Source organism: Noviherbaspirillum phoenicis (genome assembly GCF_047237965.1).
GTDB lineage: Bacteria > Pseudomonadota > Gammaproteobacteria > Burkholderiales > Burkholderiaceae_D > Noviherbaspirillum_A.
In genome coordinates, this window is sequence record NZ_JBDFLX010000001.1 from 336,382 (window position 1) to 349,680 (window position 13,299).

13 protein-coding genes are annotated in these 13,299 nt (G+C 63.4%); 8 read left to right on the forward strand and 5 right to left on the reverse strand.

Annotated elements, in window-relative coordinates:
* Positions 1 to 26: 26 nt before the first annotated feature.
* Entirely contained in the window at positions 27 to 503 is a 477-nt protein-coding gene (locus ABC383_RS01515) for a peroxiredoxin (protein ID WP_413011320.1), read from the reverse strand.
* Between the two features lie 229 nt (positions 504 to 732).
* Positions 733 to 1,116, reverse strand: a complete 384-nt coding sequence (locus ABC383_RS01520) for an Mth938-like domain-containing protein (protein WP_413011322.1) — start codon at positions 1,114 to 1,116, stop codon at positions 733 to 735.
* Positions 1,117 to 1,297: 181 nt separating this feature from the next.
* On the opposite strand from ABC383_RS01520, the gene ABC383_RS01525 reads away from it, so the two are divergent.
* The 8 genes from ABC383_RS01525 to clpB all read left to right on the forward strand — a co-directional run bounded on the left by ABC383_RS01525 (position 1,298) and on the right by clpB (position 10,684).
* Positions 1,298 to 2,527 carry a pyridoxal phosphate-dependent aminotransferase gene (locus ABC383_RS01525; RefSeq protein ID WP_413011324.1) on the forward strand — a complete coding sequence of 410 codons (1,230 nt, stop codon included), beginning with the start codon at positions 1,298 to 1,300 and terminating at the stop codon, positions 2,525 to 2,527.
* 108 nt (positions 2,528 to 2,635) lie between these two features.
* Positions 2,636 to 3,946, forward strand: a complete 1,311-nt coding sequence (locus tag ABC383_RS01530) for a homoserine dehydrogenase (RefSeq protein ID WP_413011326.1) — start codon at positions 2,636 to 2,638, stop codon at positions 3,944 to 3,946.
* Between the two features lie 104 nt (positions 3,947 to 4,050).
* On the forward strand, positions 4,051 to 5,511 hold the full coding sequence (gene thrC, locus ABC383_RS01535; protein ID WP_413011328.1) for a threonine synthase: 1,461 nt from the start codon (positions 4,051 to 4,053) through the stop codon (positions 5,509 to 5,511).
* A gap of 9 nt (positions 5,512 to 5,520) precedes the next feature.
* Complete coding sequence (locus ABC383_RS01540) at positions 5,521 to 6,756, forward strand: molybdopterin molybdotransferase MoeA (RefSeq protein ID WP_413011330.1); 1,236 nt, start codon at positions 5,521 to 5,523, stop codon at positions 6,754 to 6,756.
* Positions 6,753 to 7,010 (forward strand): molybdopterin converting factor subunit 1, encoded by a 258-nt coding sequence (gene moaD, locus ABC383_RS01545; RefSeq protein WP_413011332.1) that lies wholly within the window; start codon positions 6,753 to 6,755, stop codon positions 7,008 to 7,010. The genes ABC383_RS01540 and moaD overlap by 4 nt, the downstream gene beginning before the upstream one ends.
* A 17-nt stretch (positions 7,011 to 7,027) precedes the next feature.
* On the forward strand, positions 7,028 to 7,489 hold the full coding sequence (gene moaE / locus ABC383_RS01550; protein ID WP_413011334.1) for a molybdopterin synthase catalytic subunit MoaE: 462 nt from the start codon (positions 7,028 to 7,030) through the stop codon (positions 7,487 to 7,489).
* Positions 7,486 to 7,860: a fluoride efflux transporter CrcB gene (gene crcB / locus ABC383_RS01555; protein ID WP_413011336.1), complete on the forward strand. Its 375-nt coding sequence runs from the start codon at positions 7,486 to 7,488 to the stop codon at positions 7,858 to 7,860. The genes moaE and crcB overlap by 4 nt, the downstream gene beginning before the upstream one ends.
* 238 nt (positions 7,861 to 8,098) lie before the next feature.
* Positions 8,099 to 10,684: an ATP-dependent chaperone ClpB gene (gene clpB, locus ABC383_RS01560; protein WP_413011338.1), complete on the forward strand. Its 2,586-nt coding sequence runs from the start codon at positions 8,099 to 8,101 to the stop codon at positions 10,682 to 10,684.
* Between the two features lie 600 nt (positions 10,685 to 11,284).
* On the opposite strand, the gene panC is transcribed toward clpB, so the two are convergent.
* The 3 genes from panC to ABC383_RS01575 are packed head-to-tail and all read right to left on the reverse strand — an operon-like array spanning position 11,285 to position 13,220.
* Positions 11,285 to 12,124, reverse strand: a complete 840-nt coding sequence (panC, locus tag ABC383_RS01565) for a pantoate--beta-alanine ligase (RefSeq protein ID WP_413011340.1) — start codon at positions 12,122 to 12,124, stop codon at positions 11,285 to 11,287.
* 45 nt (positions 12,125 to 12,169) lie between these two features.
* Positions 12,170 to 13,003, reverse strand: coding sequence for a segregation and condensation protein A (locus tag ABC383_RS01570; protein ID WP_413011342.1), 834 nt, complete (start codon positions 13,001 to 13,003; stop codon positions 12,170 to 12,172).
* A gap of 10 nt (positions 13,004 to 13,013) precedes the next feature.
* Entirely contained in the window at positions 13,014 to 13,220 is a 207-nt protein-coding gene (locus ABC383_RS01575; RefSeq protein ID WP_413011344.1) for a DUF3460 family protein, read from the reverse strand.
* Positions 13,221 to 13,299: the final 79 nt, after the last annotated feature.

Here is a 13,299-nt window from a genome sequence, read left to right on the forward strand (position 1 = left end):
TTTTAGGCTTCAACGTATCGAGCGAATTAATGGATAGCCTTCACGAATTCGAGCACTTCATCAACATGCCCGGGCACTTTCACTCCACGCCATTCTTTCACTAATCGCCCGGAAGCGTCAATGATGAATGTGCTGCGATCAATGCCGCGCACGGCTTTTCCATACATGGTCTTGCTTCTGATCACATTGAACAGATTGCAGACGGCTTCATCGGGATCCGAAATCAGTTGAAAGGGCATCGCAAGCTTGCTGCGAAAGCTCTCGTGGGAGCGCAGGCTGTCGCGGCTGACGCCGAAGATCTCGGCATTGGCCTGCTGGAACTCCGGATACAGTTCGCGGAAACGGATGCCTTCCGTCGTGCAGCCTGGCGTATTGTCCTTGGGATAGAAGTACAGAACGATGTTCTTGCCCCGATAGTCTGCAAGGTGAAAAGTCTGGCCGCTGGTCATGGCGGCAGAAAAATCAGGCACGATATCGTGCAGCGCAGGTGGGCTCTCTACCACAGTGTTCTCCTGTTGTTACGTCGATGTTTGCCGGCCGATGGGCGTCGGTCAAAGCCATAGAGCGGGCCAGCAGGGAGAACGTTCACCGTTCGGGCGATCGTCGCCGGGTGGCGGCCGCCCGGGAATGCAGGCCATGTTGGGCCGGATTTCCGGGTTTCAAGTTCAACATCGTTCAGGCGGTTCCGGCAGCCATCGGCATGCGGACGGGCCTGTGCAGGTGAGCGGATTTTCAGCCCTGCGATGTTTCCAGGATCAGGGCCAGCGCCACTTTCCGGCCCTCGGCCATCAGGATGTTGTAAGTCCGGCATGCCGCCTGGTTGTCCATGGTTTCGACGCCGACCCGGCGCGTATTGAGCGACGCGATCAGTTTCGGATGGATGAAGCGCTGGCGGGCGCCGGTGCCGAGGATCACGACATCGGGCGAAAGGGCGTCGATGCGCTGGAAATCTTCAGCGGTGAGGGCATCGAAGGACCTGACCGGCCAGTCGACCGGCGCCATTTCGGGCATGACAACTAGGCTGCTGTGAAATTGGACGGCATTGATCTCGACGCCGCTCTCGTCGTAGGCGGTGACGGTCTGGTATTGCTGGGTGGAGGTGGCGTGTAGCTTCATGAGATGAATGGGCCGGCCATGTCGGGTGCCGGCACACAGGCGGAAATGAGGGGCATTGTAACGGTTTTCGATCTCCGGACTTTCGGTATCGATTGATAAAACCAGTTGCTTTCGGCAAAATGGCCCTTTTATCGCGGCGCAGCAATCAGCCTGACCGCCCCACCTTTCAAGGAAGCGCCCCGTGCGACCGATTCAGAAATCCAGGAAACTGGCAGACGTCTGTTACGACATCCGTGGTCCCGTGCTGGAAAAGGCACGTCAGATGGAAGAGGATGGTCACAAGATCATCAAGCTCAACATCGGCAACCTGGCCGCCTTCGGATTCGACGCGCCGGACGAGATCGTGCAGGACATGATCCGCAACATGGGCAATGCTTCCGGCTACACCGATTCCAAGGGCCTGTTCGCGCCGCGCAAGGCGGTGATGCACTACACCCAGCAGAAGAACATTACCGGCGTCACCATCGACGACATCTACCTGGGCAATGGCGCCTCCGAGCTGATCGTGATGAGCATGAATGCGCTGCTCAACACCGGCGACGAAGTGCTGGTGCCGGCGCCCGATTATCCGTTGTGGACCGCGGCGGTCAGCCTGTCCGGCGGCACGCCGGTCCACTATGTCTGCGACGAGCAGTCGGAGTGGATGCCCGATATCGAGGACATCAAGAAGAAGATCACGCCCAATACCCGGGCCATCGTGGTGATCAATCCGAATAACCCGACCGGCGCGCTGTACTCCGTCGACCTGCTGAAGGAAATTGTCGAACTGGCACGCAAGCACCAGCTGGTGGTGTTTGCCGACGAGATCTACGACAAGGTCCTGTACGACGGCAACACCCATACCTCGCTGGCCTCGCTGGCCGACGACGTGCTGTTCATCACCCTGAACGGCTTGTCGAAGAATTACCGCTCCTGCGGCTATCGCGCCGGCTGGATGGTGGTGTCGGGCGAGAAGAAGCATGCGAAGGACTACATCGAGGGCCTGAACATGCTGGCGTCGATGCGGCTGTGCGCGAATGCGCCCGGCCAGTTCGCCATCCAGACCGCGCTCGGTGGCTATCAGAGCATCGACGACCTGGTGCGTCCGGGCGGCCGGCTGCTGCGCCAGCGCGATCTGGCGCACAAGCTCCTGACCGACATCCCGGGCGTCACCTGCGTCAAGCCGAAGTCAGCGCTGTACATGTTCCCGCGGCTCGATCCGAAGATGTACCCGATCGCGGACGACCAGCAATTCGCCTATGAACTTCTAGCGGAGGAGCGGGTGCTGATCGTGCAGGGCACCGGCTTCAACTGTCCGACCACGGACCATTTCCGCGTCGTGTTCCTGCCCAACACCGACGACCTGACCGAAGCGGTCGGCCGCATTGCGCGCTTCCTCGACGGCTACCGGCGGCGCCACAGCATCGCATAACGAGCGCACAGGCAAGGCGGGCCGGCGGTCCGCGCTTGCTGCAGGTAGCCGGCCGATGCCGGCGCCATTCCCATCCCCAATCATTTGTCACCAGAGTCCGGAATCACCATGAAACCCATCAAAGTAGGCTTGTTAGGCATAGGCACCGTCGGCGGCGGCACCTTTGACGTCCTCAAACGCAATCAGGAAGAGATTCGCCGCCGCGCCGGCCGCGGCATCGAGATTGTGATGGTGGCGGACCTGAACACGGCCCGCGCCACCGAGCTGACCCATGGCCAGTGCGAAGTGGTCGACGATGCGAACCTCGTGGTGAACCATCCCGACATCGACATCGTGGTCGAGCTGATCGGCGGCTATGGCATTGCCAAGGAGCTGGTGTTGAAGGCCATCGCCAATGGCAAGCACGTGGTCACGGCCAACAAGGCGCTGCTCGCCATCCACGGTACCGAGATCTTCCGCGCCGCGCAGGACAAGGGCGTGATGGTTGCCTTCGAAGCGGCAGTGGCCGGCGGCATTCCCATCATCAAGGCCTTGCGCGAAGGCCTGTCGGCCAACCGCATCGAATGGGTGGCCGGCATCATCAACGGCACCACCAACTTCATCCTGTCCGAGATGCGCGACAAGGGACTGGACTTCGACACCGTGCTGAAGGAAGCGCAGCGCCTGGGCTATGCCGAAGCCGACCCGACCTTCGACATCGAAGGCGTGGACGCGGCCCACAAGGCAACCCTGATGTCGGCGATTGCCTTTGGCATCCCGGTGCAGTTCGACCGCGCGCACGTGGAAGGCATCACCAAGCTCAGCGCCACCGACATCCGCTATGCCGAGCAGCTGGGCTACCGCATCAAGCTGCTGGGCATTGCCCGCCGCACCGATGCCGGCATCGAGCTGCGGGTGCATCCGACGCTGATCCCGTCCAAGCGCCTGATCGCCAACGTCGAAGGCGCGATGAACGCGGTGCTGGTGCAGGGCGACGCGGTGGGCGCGACGCTCTACTACGGCAAGGGTGCCGGCGCCGAGCCGACCGCCTCTGCCGTGATCGCCGACCTGGTCGACATCACCCGCCTGGCCACCGCCGACCCCGGACACCGGGTGCCGCACCTGGCCTTCCAGCCGGATGCGATGTCGGACACGCCGGTGCTGCCGATGTCGGAAGTCACCACCAGCTACTACCTGCGCATCTGCGTGGCCGACAAGCTCGGCGTGCTGGCCGATATCACCCGCATCCTGGCCGATGCCACCATCTCCATTGACGCGATGCTGCAGAAGGAGCCGGGCGAGGGCGAGACCCAGACCGACATCATCCTGCTGACGCACCAGACCCAGGAAAAGCATGTCGATGCGGCGATTGCCCGCATCGAGGCGCTGCCGACGGTGGAAGGCCGGGTCACCCGGATCCGGCTCGAGCAACTGGCCTGAGTCCGCGCGGCATGTCCGCGCATGCCGCCCCGGCCTTGCCCCGCGTCCGCCGGGGCAAGGCCGTATAATTCGCCATCCCCACGCTATACGCCACCAGACAGCCGATGCATTACATCTCCACCCGCGGCCATGCCGCAGCCCAGAACTTTTCCGAAATCCTGCTGGCCGGCCTGGCGCCGGACGGCGGCCTGTATCTGCCGGACACCTATCCGCAGGTCAGCGGCGCCGAACTCGATGCCTGGCGCAAGCTGTCATATGCCGACCTGGCCTTCGAGATCCTGTCGCGCTTCGCCACCGACATCCCGGCCGAGGACCTGCGCGCGCTGGTGAAGAAAACCTATACCGCCGAGGTGTACTGCAACGGCCGGGAGGGCGAGGATGCCGCGCTGATCACGCCGCTGTGCACGCTGGAGGAAAAGGATGGCGGCAAGCTGATGCTGCAGGCGCTGTCCAATGGCCCGACGCTGGCCTTCAAGGACATGGCCATGCAGCTGCTGGGCAACCTGTTCGAATACACCCTGAGCCGCCAGAATGCCGAGCTCAACATCCTCGGCGCGACCTCGGGCGACACCGGCAGCGCGGCCGAATATGCGATGCGCGGCAAGAAGGGCATACGGGTGTTCATGCTGTCGCCGCACCGCAAGATGAGCGCCTTCCAGACCGCCCAGATGTTCAGCCTGCAGGACGAGAACATCTTTAACATCGCGGTCGAAGGCGTGTTCGACGACTGCCAGGACATCGTCAAGGCGGTGTCCAACGACCTGGCCTACAAGGGCGCGCAGAAGATCGGCACCGTCAATTCGATCAACTGGGCGCGCGTCGTGGCGCAGGTGGTGTACTACTTCCGCGGCTACCTGCTGGCCACCACGTCGAACGAGCAGAAGGTGTCGTTCACCGTGCCATCCGGGAATTTCGGCAATGTCTGCGCCGGCCACATCGCGCGCATGATGGGCCTGCCGATCGACCAGCTGGTGGTGGCCACCAACGAGAACGATGTGCTGGATGAATTCTTCCGCACCGGCATCTACCGTGTGCGCAAGTCGTCCGAGACCTATCACACCACCAGCCCCAGCATGGACATCAGCAAGGCGTCCAACTTCGAGCGCTTCATCTACGACCTGCTGGGCCGCGATGGCGAGCGGGTGGCGGCGCTGTTCCGGAAGGTGGAAACCCACGGCGGCTTCGACCTGTCGGGCGGCCCGGGCAGCGACGGCGACGAATTCGCCAAAGTGGCGCAGTACGGCTTCGTGTCCGGCAAGTCCATCCACCAGGACAGGCTGGCGACGATACGCGACGTGCATGCGCGCTACGGCGTGACCATCGACACCCACACCGCCGACGGCGTGAAGGTGGCGCGGGAGTGCATCAAGCCGGGCGTGCCCATGATCGTGCTCGAGACCGCGCTGCCGGCCAAGTTCAACGAGACCATCCAGGAAGCGCTGGGCCATGACGCGGAACGCCCGCACGGCTTCGAGAACATCGAGTCGCTACCGCAGCGCTTCGTGGTGATGCCGGCCGACGCCGCCCAGGTCAAGCAGTACATCGCCGTCCATACCGGACTCTAGGAAGCGACCATGAATGCCAGACCCATGCTGACCGTGCGCGAGGCGCTCGATTTTCTGATGGGCGCGGCGCGCCCGCTGACCGACACCGAAACCGTGTCCACGCTGCAGGCCAACGGCCGCGTGCTGGCGGCCGACCAGTACTCGCAGCTCGACGTGCCGCCGGCCGACAATACCCAGATGGATGGCTATGCGGTGCGCGCCGCCGACTGCGCCAGCGGCGCGGCGCGGCTGCCGGTATCGCAGCGCATCCCGGCTGGCCATGTCGGCCAGCCATTGCAGCCCGGTACCGCTGCCCGCATCTTCACCGGCGCGATGATTCCGCCCGGCGCCGATGCGGTGGTGATGCAGGAAGCCTGCGAGGCCGATGGCGACCTGGTGCAGGTCAATGCGGCGCCGCAAGCCGGCGCCTGGATCCGCCGCGCCGGCGAGGACATCCGCGCCGGCAGCGTAATCCTGCCCGCGGGCACGCTGCTGCGGGCGCAGGAAATGGGACTGGCGGCCTCGGTGGGCCTGGCCGAACTGCCGGTACTGCGCCGGCCGCGGGTGGCGGTGTTCTTCACCGGCGACGAACTGGCGATGCCGGGCGAGCCGCTGGCGCCGGGCGCGATCTACAACTCCAACCGCTACACCTTGCGCGGCCTTCTGGAAAATCTCGGCTGCGAGATCACCGACTACGGCATCGTGCCGGATACGCTGCAGGCCACCCGCGATACGCTGCGCGCGGCGGCCGCAGGCAATGACCTGATCATCACCTCCGGTGGCGTGTCGGTCGGCGAGGAAGACCATATCAAGCCGGCGGTGGAGGCGGAAGGCAGGCTCAACATGTGGCAGATCGCGGTCAAGCCGGGCAAGCCGCTGGCCTTCGGCGAAGTCAGCCGCAACGGCAATGCCGGAGACAGCGCCTTCTTCCTCGGCCTGCCGGGCAATCCGGTGTCTTCCTTCGTGACCTTCCTGCTGTTCGTGCGGCCCTTCATCCGGCGCCTGGCCGGCATGGCCGATGCGGCGCCGGCCGGCTTCATGCTGCGTGCCGACTTCGCCTGGCCCAGGGCCGACCGCCGCAATGAATTCCTGCGCGCCAGAATCAACGCCAATGGCGGCCTGGACCTGTTCCCCAACCAGGGTTCAGGTGTGCTCACCTCCACCGTCTGGGGCGATGGCCTGATCGACAATCCGCCCGGCCAGACCATTGCGCCCGGCGACCTGGTGCGCTTCGTTCCGTTCAACCAGATGCTCTACCTGTCATGAAGATACAGTTGCGCTTTTTTGCCAGCATTCGCGAGGCGCTTGGCACGTCGCAGGAAACGCTGGAGCTGCCGCGGGAGGTCGATACCGTGGGCGCATTGCGCAGCCACCTGCGCGAGCGCGGCGAGGCGTGGGCGGCGGCGCTGGCGCCGGGTCGCGCGCTGCGCATGGCCTGCAACCAGCAGATGGCGGACGAGGCCACGCCGCTGTCCGAAGGCTGTGAAGTGGCTTTCTTTCCGCCAGTGACCGGCGGCTGATTCAAGCGGAGCAAACCATGCCGGTACGCGTGCAGACCGAGGATTTCGATTTGTCCACCGAGGTGCGCCAGCTGCGCGCAGGCCGGCCCGACGTGGGCGCGGTGGCCACCTTCATTGGCACCGTGCGCGACATCAACGAAGGCGCCAGCGTGGCCGAGATGGAGCTGGAGCATTATCCCGGCATGACCGAGAAGGCGCTGGAAGACATCGTCGCGCGCGCCAGGGTGCGTTTCAACCTGGCCGATGCGCTGGTGATCCACCGCGTCGGACCCTTGCTGCCGCAGGAGCAGATCGTGCTGGTGGTGACTTTGTCCGCCCATCGCGGCGAGGCGTTTGCCGCTTGCGAATTCATCATGGACTACCTGAAGAGCGAAGCGCCGTTCTGGAAGAAGGAGCAGACGCCCGACGGCGCGCGCTGGGTGGACGCCCGCAGCAGCGACGAAGCCGCGCTGCGCAGGTGGTCGGAGCCGGCCGCGTGAGCTGGCTTGCGGTCGGAATAGGCGCCGCGCTCGGTGCCTGGCTGCGCTGGCTGCTCGGCATCGCGCTCAATACCGTACATGCCATCCTGCCCTACGGCACGCTGGTGGCCAACCTGGCCGGCGGTTTTCTGATCGGCATCGCCGTCGCGTTCTTCGAGCGCTTCCCCGGCTTGCCGATTGAATGGCGGCTGTTCGCCGTCACCGGCTTCCTTGGCGGCCTGACGACCTTTTCCACCTTCTCCGCTGAATCGATGATCCTGCTCCAGCGCGGCCAGTACGGCTGGGCGCTGGGTCATATCGCGCTCCACCTGGTCGGCTCGATCGCCTGCTGCATCGCCGGGTTCGCCGCATACCGCGCATTGGCGGGCTGAATCCGCAGGGCATGGCCCCTGTCGATGCAGCCTGTTTTCCGCCTCCAAATTTCTCTCTTTAAAGACCGGGTCGCGGTAGCGGTCAGCCGCGCGTCATACCGTGGCGCTTGACCTATATCAACCAGGCAGTCACCGGGCAGCCGCTACAGTGACTGCAGCCGGCGCTTGCGGCACACGCTTGAAAAGCGAATCAACAGCCCAATTTGTCGCTTAGATTAAAACTATCAGGAGCATTACGATGCGACTCGACAAACTCACTACCAAACTCCAGGAAGCCCTGGCCGACGCGCAAAGCCAGGCCGTGGGCAATGACAATCAATATATCGACCCGGTGCATCTGCTGATCGCCCTCTTGAACCAGGATGACGGCGGCAGCCGTTCGCTGCTGCAAAGGGCCGGCGCCAATATCGGCGGCCTGACCAGCGGCCTCAAGAGCGCCCTGCAGCGCCTGCCCAAGGTCAGCGGCACCGGCGGCGAGGTGCAGATCGGCCGCGAACTGCTGTCGCTGCTGAACCTGGCCGACAAGGAAGCCCAGAAGCATGGCGACCAGTTCATCGCCAGCGAAATGGTGCTGTTGGCCCTCACCGAGGACAAGTCCGAGGCCGGCCGCCTGGCCCGTGAAAACGGCCTGACCCGCAATGCGCTGGAAGCCGCGATCACCGCGGTGCGCGGCGGCGGCAACGTCAATTCGCAGGATGCCGAAGGGCAGCGCGAATCGCTGAAGAAATACACGATGGACCTGACCGAGCGCGCCCGCCAGGGCAAGCTTGACCCGGTGATCGGGCGTGACGACGAGATCCGCCGCGCCATCCAGGTGCTGCAGCGGCGCAGCAAGAACAATCCGGTGCTGATCGGCGAGCCGGGCGTGGGCAAGACCGCCATCGTCGAAGGCCTTGCCCAGCGCATCGTCAATGGCGAGGTGCCCGACAGCCTGAAGGGCAAGCGGGTCCTGTCGCTGGACATGGCGGCCTTGCTGGCCGGCGCCAAGTACCGCGGCGAATTCGAGGAACGGCTCAAGGCGGTGCTGAAGGAGCTGGCGCAGGACGAAGGCCAGACCATCGTCTTCATCGATGAGCTGCACACCATGGTGGGCGCCGGCAAGGCCGAAGGCGCGATGGACGCCGGCAACATGCTCAAGCCGGCGCTGGCCCGTGGCGAGCTGCACTGCGTCGGCGCCACCACGCTGGACGAATACCGCAAGTACGTCGAGAAGGATGCCGCGCTGGAGCGGCGCTTCCAGAAGATCATGGTGGACGAGCCCAGCGTGGAAGCCACCATCGCCATCCTGCGTGGCCTGCAGGAGCGCTACGAGGTGCATCATGGCGTGGACATCACCGACCCGGCCATCGTCGCCGCGGCCGAGCTGTCGCACCGCTATATCACCGACCGCTTCCTGCCCGACAAGGCGATCGACCTGATCGACGAAGCCGCTTCCAAGATCAAGATCGAGATCGATTCCAAGCCGGAAGTGATGGACAAGCTCGACCGTCGCCTGATCCAGCTGAAGATCGAGCGCGAGGCGGTGCGCAAGGAAGCCGACGAGGCATCGCAGCGCCGCTTCGGCCTGATCGAGGAGGAGATCGGCCGGCTGGAGCGGGAATATGCCGACCTGGAGGAAATCTGGAAGTCGGAAAAGGCGGCGGTGCAGGGCAGCAAGCACATCAAGGAAGAGCTGGAAAAGGTGCGCCTGCAGATGGAGGAGGCCAAGCGCAAGAGCGACTGGCAGAAAGTCTCCGAGCTGCAGTACGGCCGCCTGCCCGAGCTGGAAGCGCAATTGAAGCAGGCCGATGCCGACGAAGTCACCCCGGGCAAGCCGCAGCTGGTGCGCACCCAGGTGGGCGCCGAGGAAATCGCCGAAGTGGTGTCGCGCGCGACCGGCATCCCCGTGTCGAAGATGATGCAGGGCGAGCGCGACAAGCTGGTGCACATGGAAGATGAGCTGCACAAGCGGGTGATCGGCCAGCACGAGGCCATCGTCGCGGTGTCGGACGCCATCCGCCGCTCGCGCGCCGGCCTGGGCGATCCGGGACGGCCGTATGGTTCCTTCATGTTCCTGGGCCCGACCGGCGTCGGCAAGACCGAGCTGTGCAAGGCGCTGGCCAGCTTCCTGTTCGACACCGAAGAGGCGCTGATCCGCATCGACATGAGCGAATTCATGGAGAAGCATTCGGTGGCCCGCCTGATCGGCGCGCCGCCGGGCTATGTCGGCTACGAGGAAGGCGGCTACCTGACCGAGGCGGTGCGGCGCAAGCCCTACAGCGTGATCCTGCTCGACGAGATCGAGAAGGCGCATCCGGACGTGTTCAACGTGCTGCTGCAGGTGCTGGACGACGGCCGCATGACCGATGGCCAGGGCCGCACGGTGGACTTCAAGAACACCGTAGTGGTAATGACCTCCAACCTGGGTTCGCACAAGATCCAGTCGATGGAAGACAGCGACCCGGCGCTGGTGAAGCTGGCGGTGATGGCCGAGGTGCGCGGCCATTTCCGGCCGGAGTTCATCAACCGGATCGACGAGATCGTGGTGTTCCATGCGCTGGACGAGAAGAACATCGGCGCCATCGCCAAGATCCAGCTGGCAGTGCTGGAACAGCGCCTTGCGAAGATGGACATGGGGCTGCACATGAGCGACGCGGCATTGCAGAAGATCGCAGAGGCCGGGTTCGATCCGGTGTATGGCGCCCGGCCGTTGAAGCGGGCAATTCAGCAGGAAATCGAAAATCCGCTGTCCAAGGCGATCCTGCAGGGCAAGTTCGGACCGAAGGATGTCATCGACGTCAACGTCAGCAATGGCGAACTGAGTTTCGACAAAGCCGCCGCCTGAACTGGCTCACCCAGCAAGCCCGCCTCTCCGGAGGCGGGCTTTTTTATGGGAGATACTTATCCACAATTTATGTGATTAACTCTGTGAGTAAGTCTGTGGGCTAGTTGGCAAGTTGCTGATTCATATGGGAAATATTTTTTTGCCATCGGCACGAATATTTATTGAGCGGTGCATAACTTTGTTCCCGATTTGCAGAAGTTTTTTCCACAAAATATGTGGGCTAGTTTGTGGATAAGCCGGATGCAAAAAATGCAAGTCATTGATAGACAAGGACTAATCCGTGCAGGCGAGAAAATGGTCAGTTCGGCGCAGCGAGCCGGCTGGCATCAGGCGCGATGCCGTCGGCAAGCGACGCAGCCAGCACACCAGCCAGCATGGGGAAAAGGCCCGAGTTTTCCACAGAATGTGTGGGCTACCCTGTTGATAAGCAGGGTGTCAAAATCCCAAGTGGTTGATATGCAATGAAAATTTTTCGCCTTCGGAAAAAAGGCAGTAGGAGGGACGAGTGGGCAGGGGGCGGCAGGAAGGGAAACGCAGCTGGAGGTCGTTCACTGCCCCGCAAGGCCTGGCTCTGAACGACCTCCGGCGTTGCCGGCAGGCTCAGATTTCGAGATTGTCGATCAGGCGGGTTGCACCCAGCTTGGCGGCGGCCAGTACCACCAGCGGCTCGCCCTGGGCGATATCGCCAGCCGAAGGCGGCTGCAGGTCGATGCGCTTGCGGATGGAGATGTAGTCGGGCTTCCAGCCACGGTCGGCCAGGCGGGCCATCGCGTCGCGTTCCAGCGTGAAGATGTCCGGCTGCCCCTTGCGCACTTCCGCCGCCACTTCATTCAGGGTCCGGTACAGCGCCGGCGCTTCGGTCCGCTCCGGCTCCGACAGGTAGACATTGCGCGACGACAGCGCCAGGCCATCCTCGGCCCGGTAGGTTTCGGCGGCGACGATCTCGGTCGGCAGCGCGAACTGGCGACACATATTACGCACGATCATCAACTGCTGGTAATCCTTCTTGCCGAACACGGCCACCCTGGGCTGCACGCAGGAAAACAGCTTCAGCACTACCGTGGTGACGCCGACGAAGAAGCCCGGCCGGAATTCGCCTTCCAGGATGCCGCCAAGGTCGTTCGGCGGGCTGACGCGGAACTGCTGCGGCTCGGGGTACAGATCCTTTTCAGTCGGCGCGAACAGCACATAGACGCCTTCCTTTTCCAGCTTCTCGACGTCGGCATGGAAAGTGCGCGGATATTTGTCGAAGTCCTCGTTCGGCCCGAACTGCAGCCGGTTGACGAAGATGGAGGCGACGATGGGGTCGCCATGCTTGCGCGCCAGCCGCATCAGCGACAGATGGCCTTCATGCAGATTGCCCATGGTGGGCACGAAGGCGGTGCGCAGCTGGCCGCGCATCTGGTCGCGCAACTCGTCGATGGAGGAAATGATTTTCATGAATCGGCCTTCTTGAATGCGCCGCGATCCGCGGCCGGAAAGATTTCAGCTTGGTGTATAGGATAGCCGCACATAGATAGGCGCGAACGCCTCGGCCTGGGTGATTTCGATCAGGGTTTCCTTGGCCAGCTCCAGCAATGCAATGAAATTGACGACCAGCACCGGCACGCCCATTTCCGGCTGAAACAAATCGGAAAACTCGACGAAGCGCGCCGACTGCAGGCGCCGCAGGATGCCCGTCATATGGGCGCGTACCGACAGCGTTTCGCGATTGATCGTGTGATGCGCTACCAGCCGGGCGCGCTTTTGCAGGTCGGCCCAGGCTGCCTGCAGGTCCGCCGCATTCACTTCCGGCCAGCGCAGCACCAGGTTCTGCTCGATGTGGATCTGGGCCGCCACGGTGTCGCGGCCGATCTGCGGCAGTTCATCGATCTGGCGCGCGGCCAGTTTCATCTGCTCGTATTCGAGCAGTCGCCGCACCAGTTCCGCGCGCGGGTCGGCGGCTTCCTCGTCGTCGGCCTTCTTCACCGGCAGCAGCATGCGCGACTTGATCTCGATGAGCATGGCCGCCATCAGCAGGTATTCAGCCGCCAGCTCCAGATTATGCAGCCGCACCTGCTCGATGTAGCCCAGATACTGGCGGGTGACCTGCGCCATCGGGATGTCGAGGATGTTGAAGTTCTGCTTGCGGATCAGGTAGAGCAGCAGGTCCAGTGGCCCCTCGAAGGCATCGAGGAAGATGGCCAGCGCATCCGGCGGGATGTACAGGTCGTTGGGCAGCTTGAGCAGCGGCTCGCCGTACAGCCGTGCCAGCGGCAGGTCGTCGTGCGCCGGGTCCGCCGCGATGCTGTCGGGCGCCAGGGCGGTGTCGACGCTCATCACAGAACGATCAGGTGTTCTGGTAGACGTAAGGCTTCTGGCGCACGCGGGACGCATTCAGGCGGTCCTGGGTGTCGAGGTCGAGCGCCGGCTGGTCCCACAGGCGGGCGCGGCCTTCGCGCTGCGACGCTTCCAGATTCGGGTTCTGCTGTTTGAGGGTGGACAGGAACTGGGTCAGTTCGGATTGGTAGCCTTGCTGCTTCTTGCTGGGTTTCATGGGGTTTTAAACAAGGTGTGGGATGGAAACAGGCGCTATTCTACCCTGAGTGTTGCAGGATTTCGTCACGGGAGAGTCT

Coding starts and splice junctions, on each gene's coding strand:
- ABC383_RS01520 (WP_413011322.1), bottom strand. CDS start 1,116: ATGAAGCTACACGCCACCTCCACCCAGCAATACCAGACCGTCACCGCC.
- panC (WP_413011340.1), bottom strand. CDS start 12,124: ATGAAAATCATTTCCTCCATCGACGAGTTGCGCGACCAGATGCGCGGC.
- ABC383_RS01530 (WP_413011326.1), top strand. CDS start 2,636: ATGAAACCCATCAAAGTAGGCTTGTTAGGCATAGGCACCGTCGGCGGC.
- clpB (WP_413011338.1), top strand. CDS start 8,099: ATGCGACTCGACAAACTCACTACCAAACTCCAGGAAGCCCTGGCCGAC.
- ABC383_RS01575 (WP_413011344.1), bottom strand. CDS start 13,220: ATGAAACCCAGCAAGAAGCAGCAAGGCTACCAATCCGAACTGACCCAG.
- moaE (WP_413011334.1), top strand. CDS start 7,028: ATGCCGGTACGCGTGCAGACCGAGGATTTCGATTTGTCCACCGAGGTG.
- thrC (WP_413011328.1), top strand. CDS start 4,051: ATGCATTACATCTCCACCCGCGGCCATGCCGCAGCCCAGAACTTTTCC.
- ABC383_RS01540 (WP_413011330.1), top strand. CDS start 5,521: ATGAATGCCAGACCCATGCTGACCGTGCGCGAGGCGCTCGATTTTCTG.
- ABC383_RS01570 (WP_413011342.1), bottom strand. CDS start 13,003: ATGAGCGTCGACACCGCCCTGGCGCCCGACAGCATCGCGGCGGACCCG.
- moaD (WP_413011332.1), top strand. CDS start 6,753: ATGAAGATACAGTTGCGCTTTTTTGCCAGCATTCGCGAGGCGCTTGGC.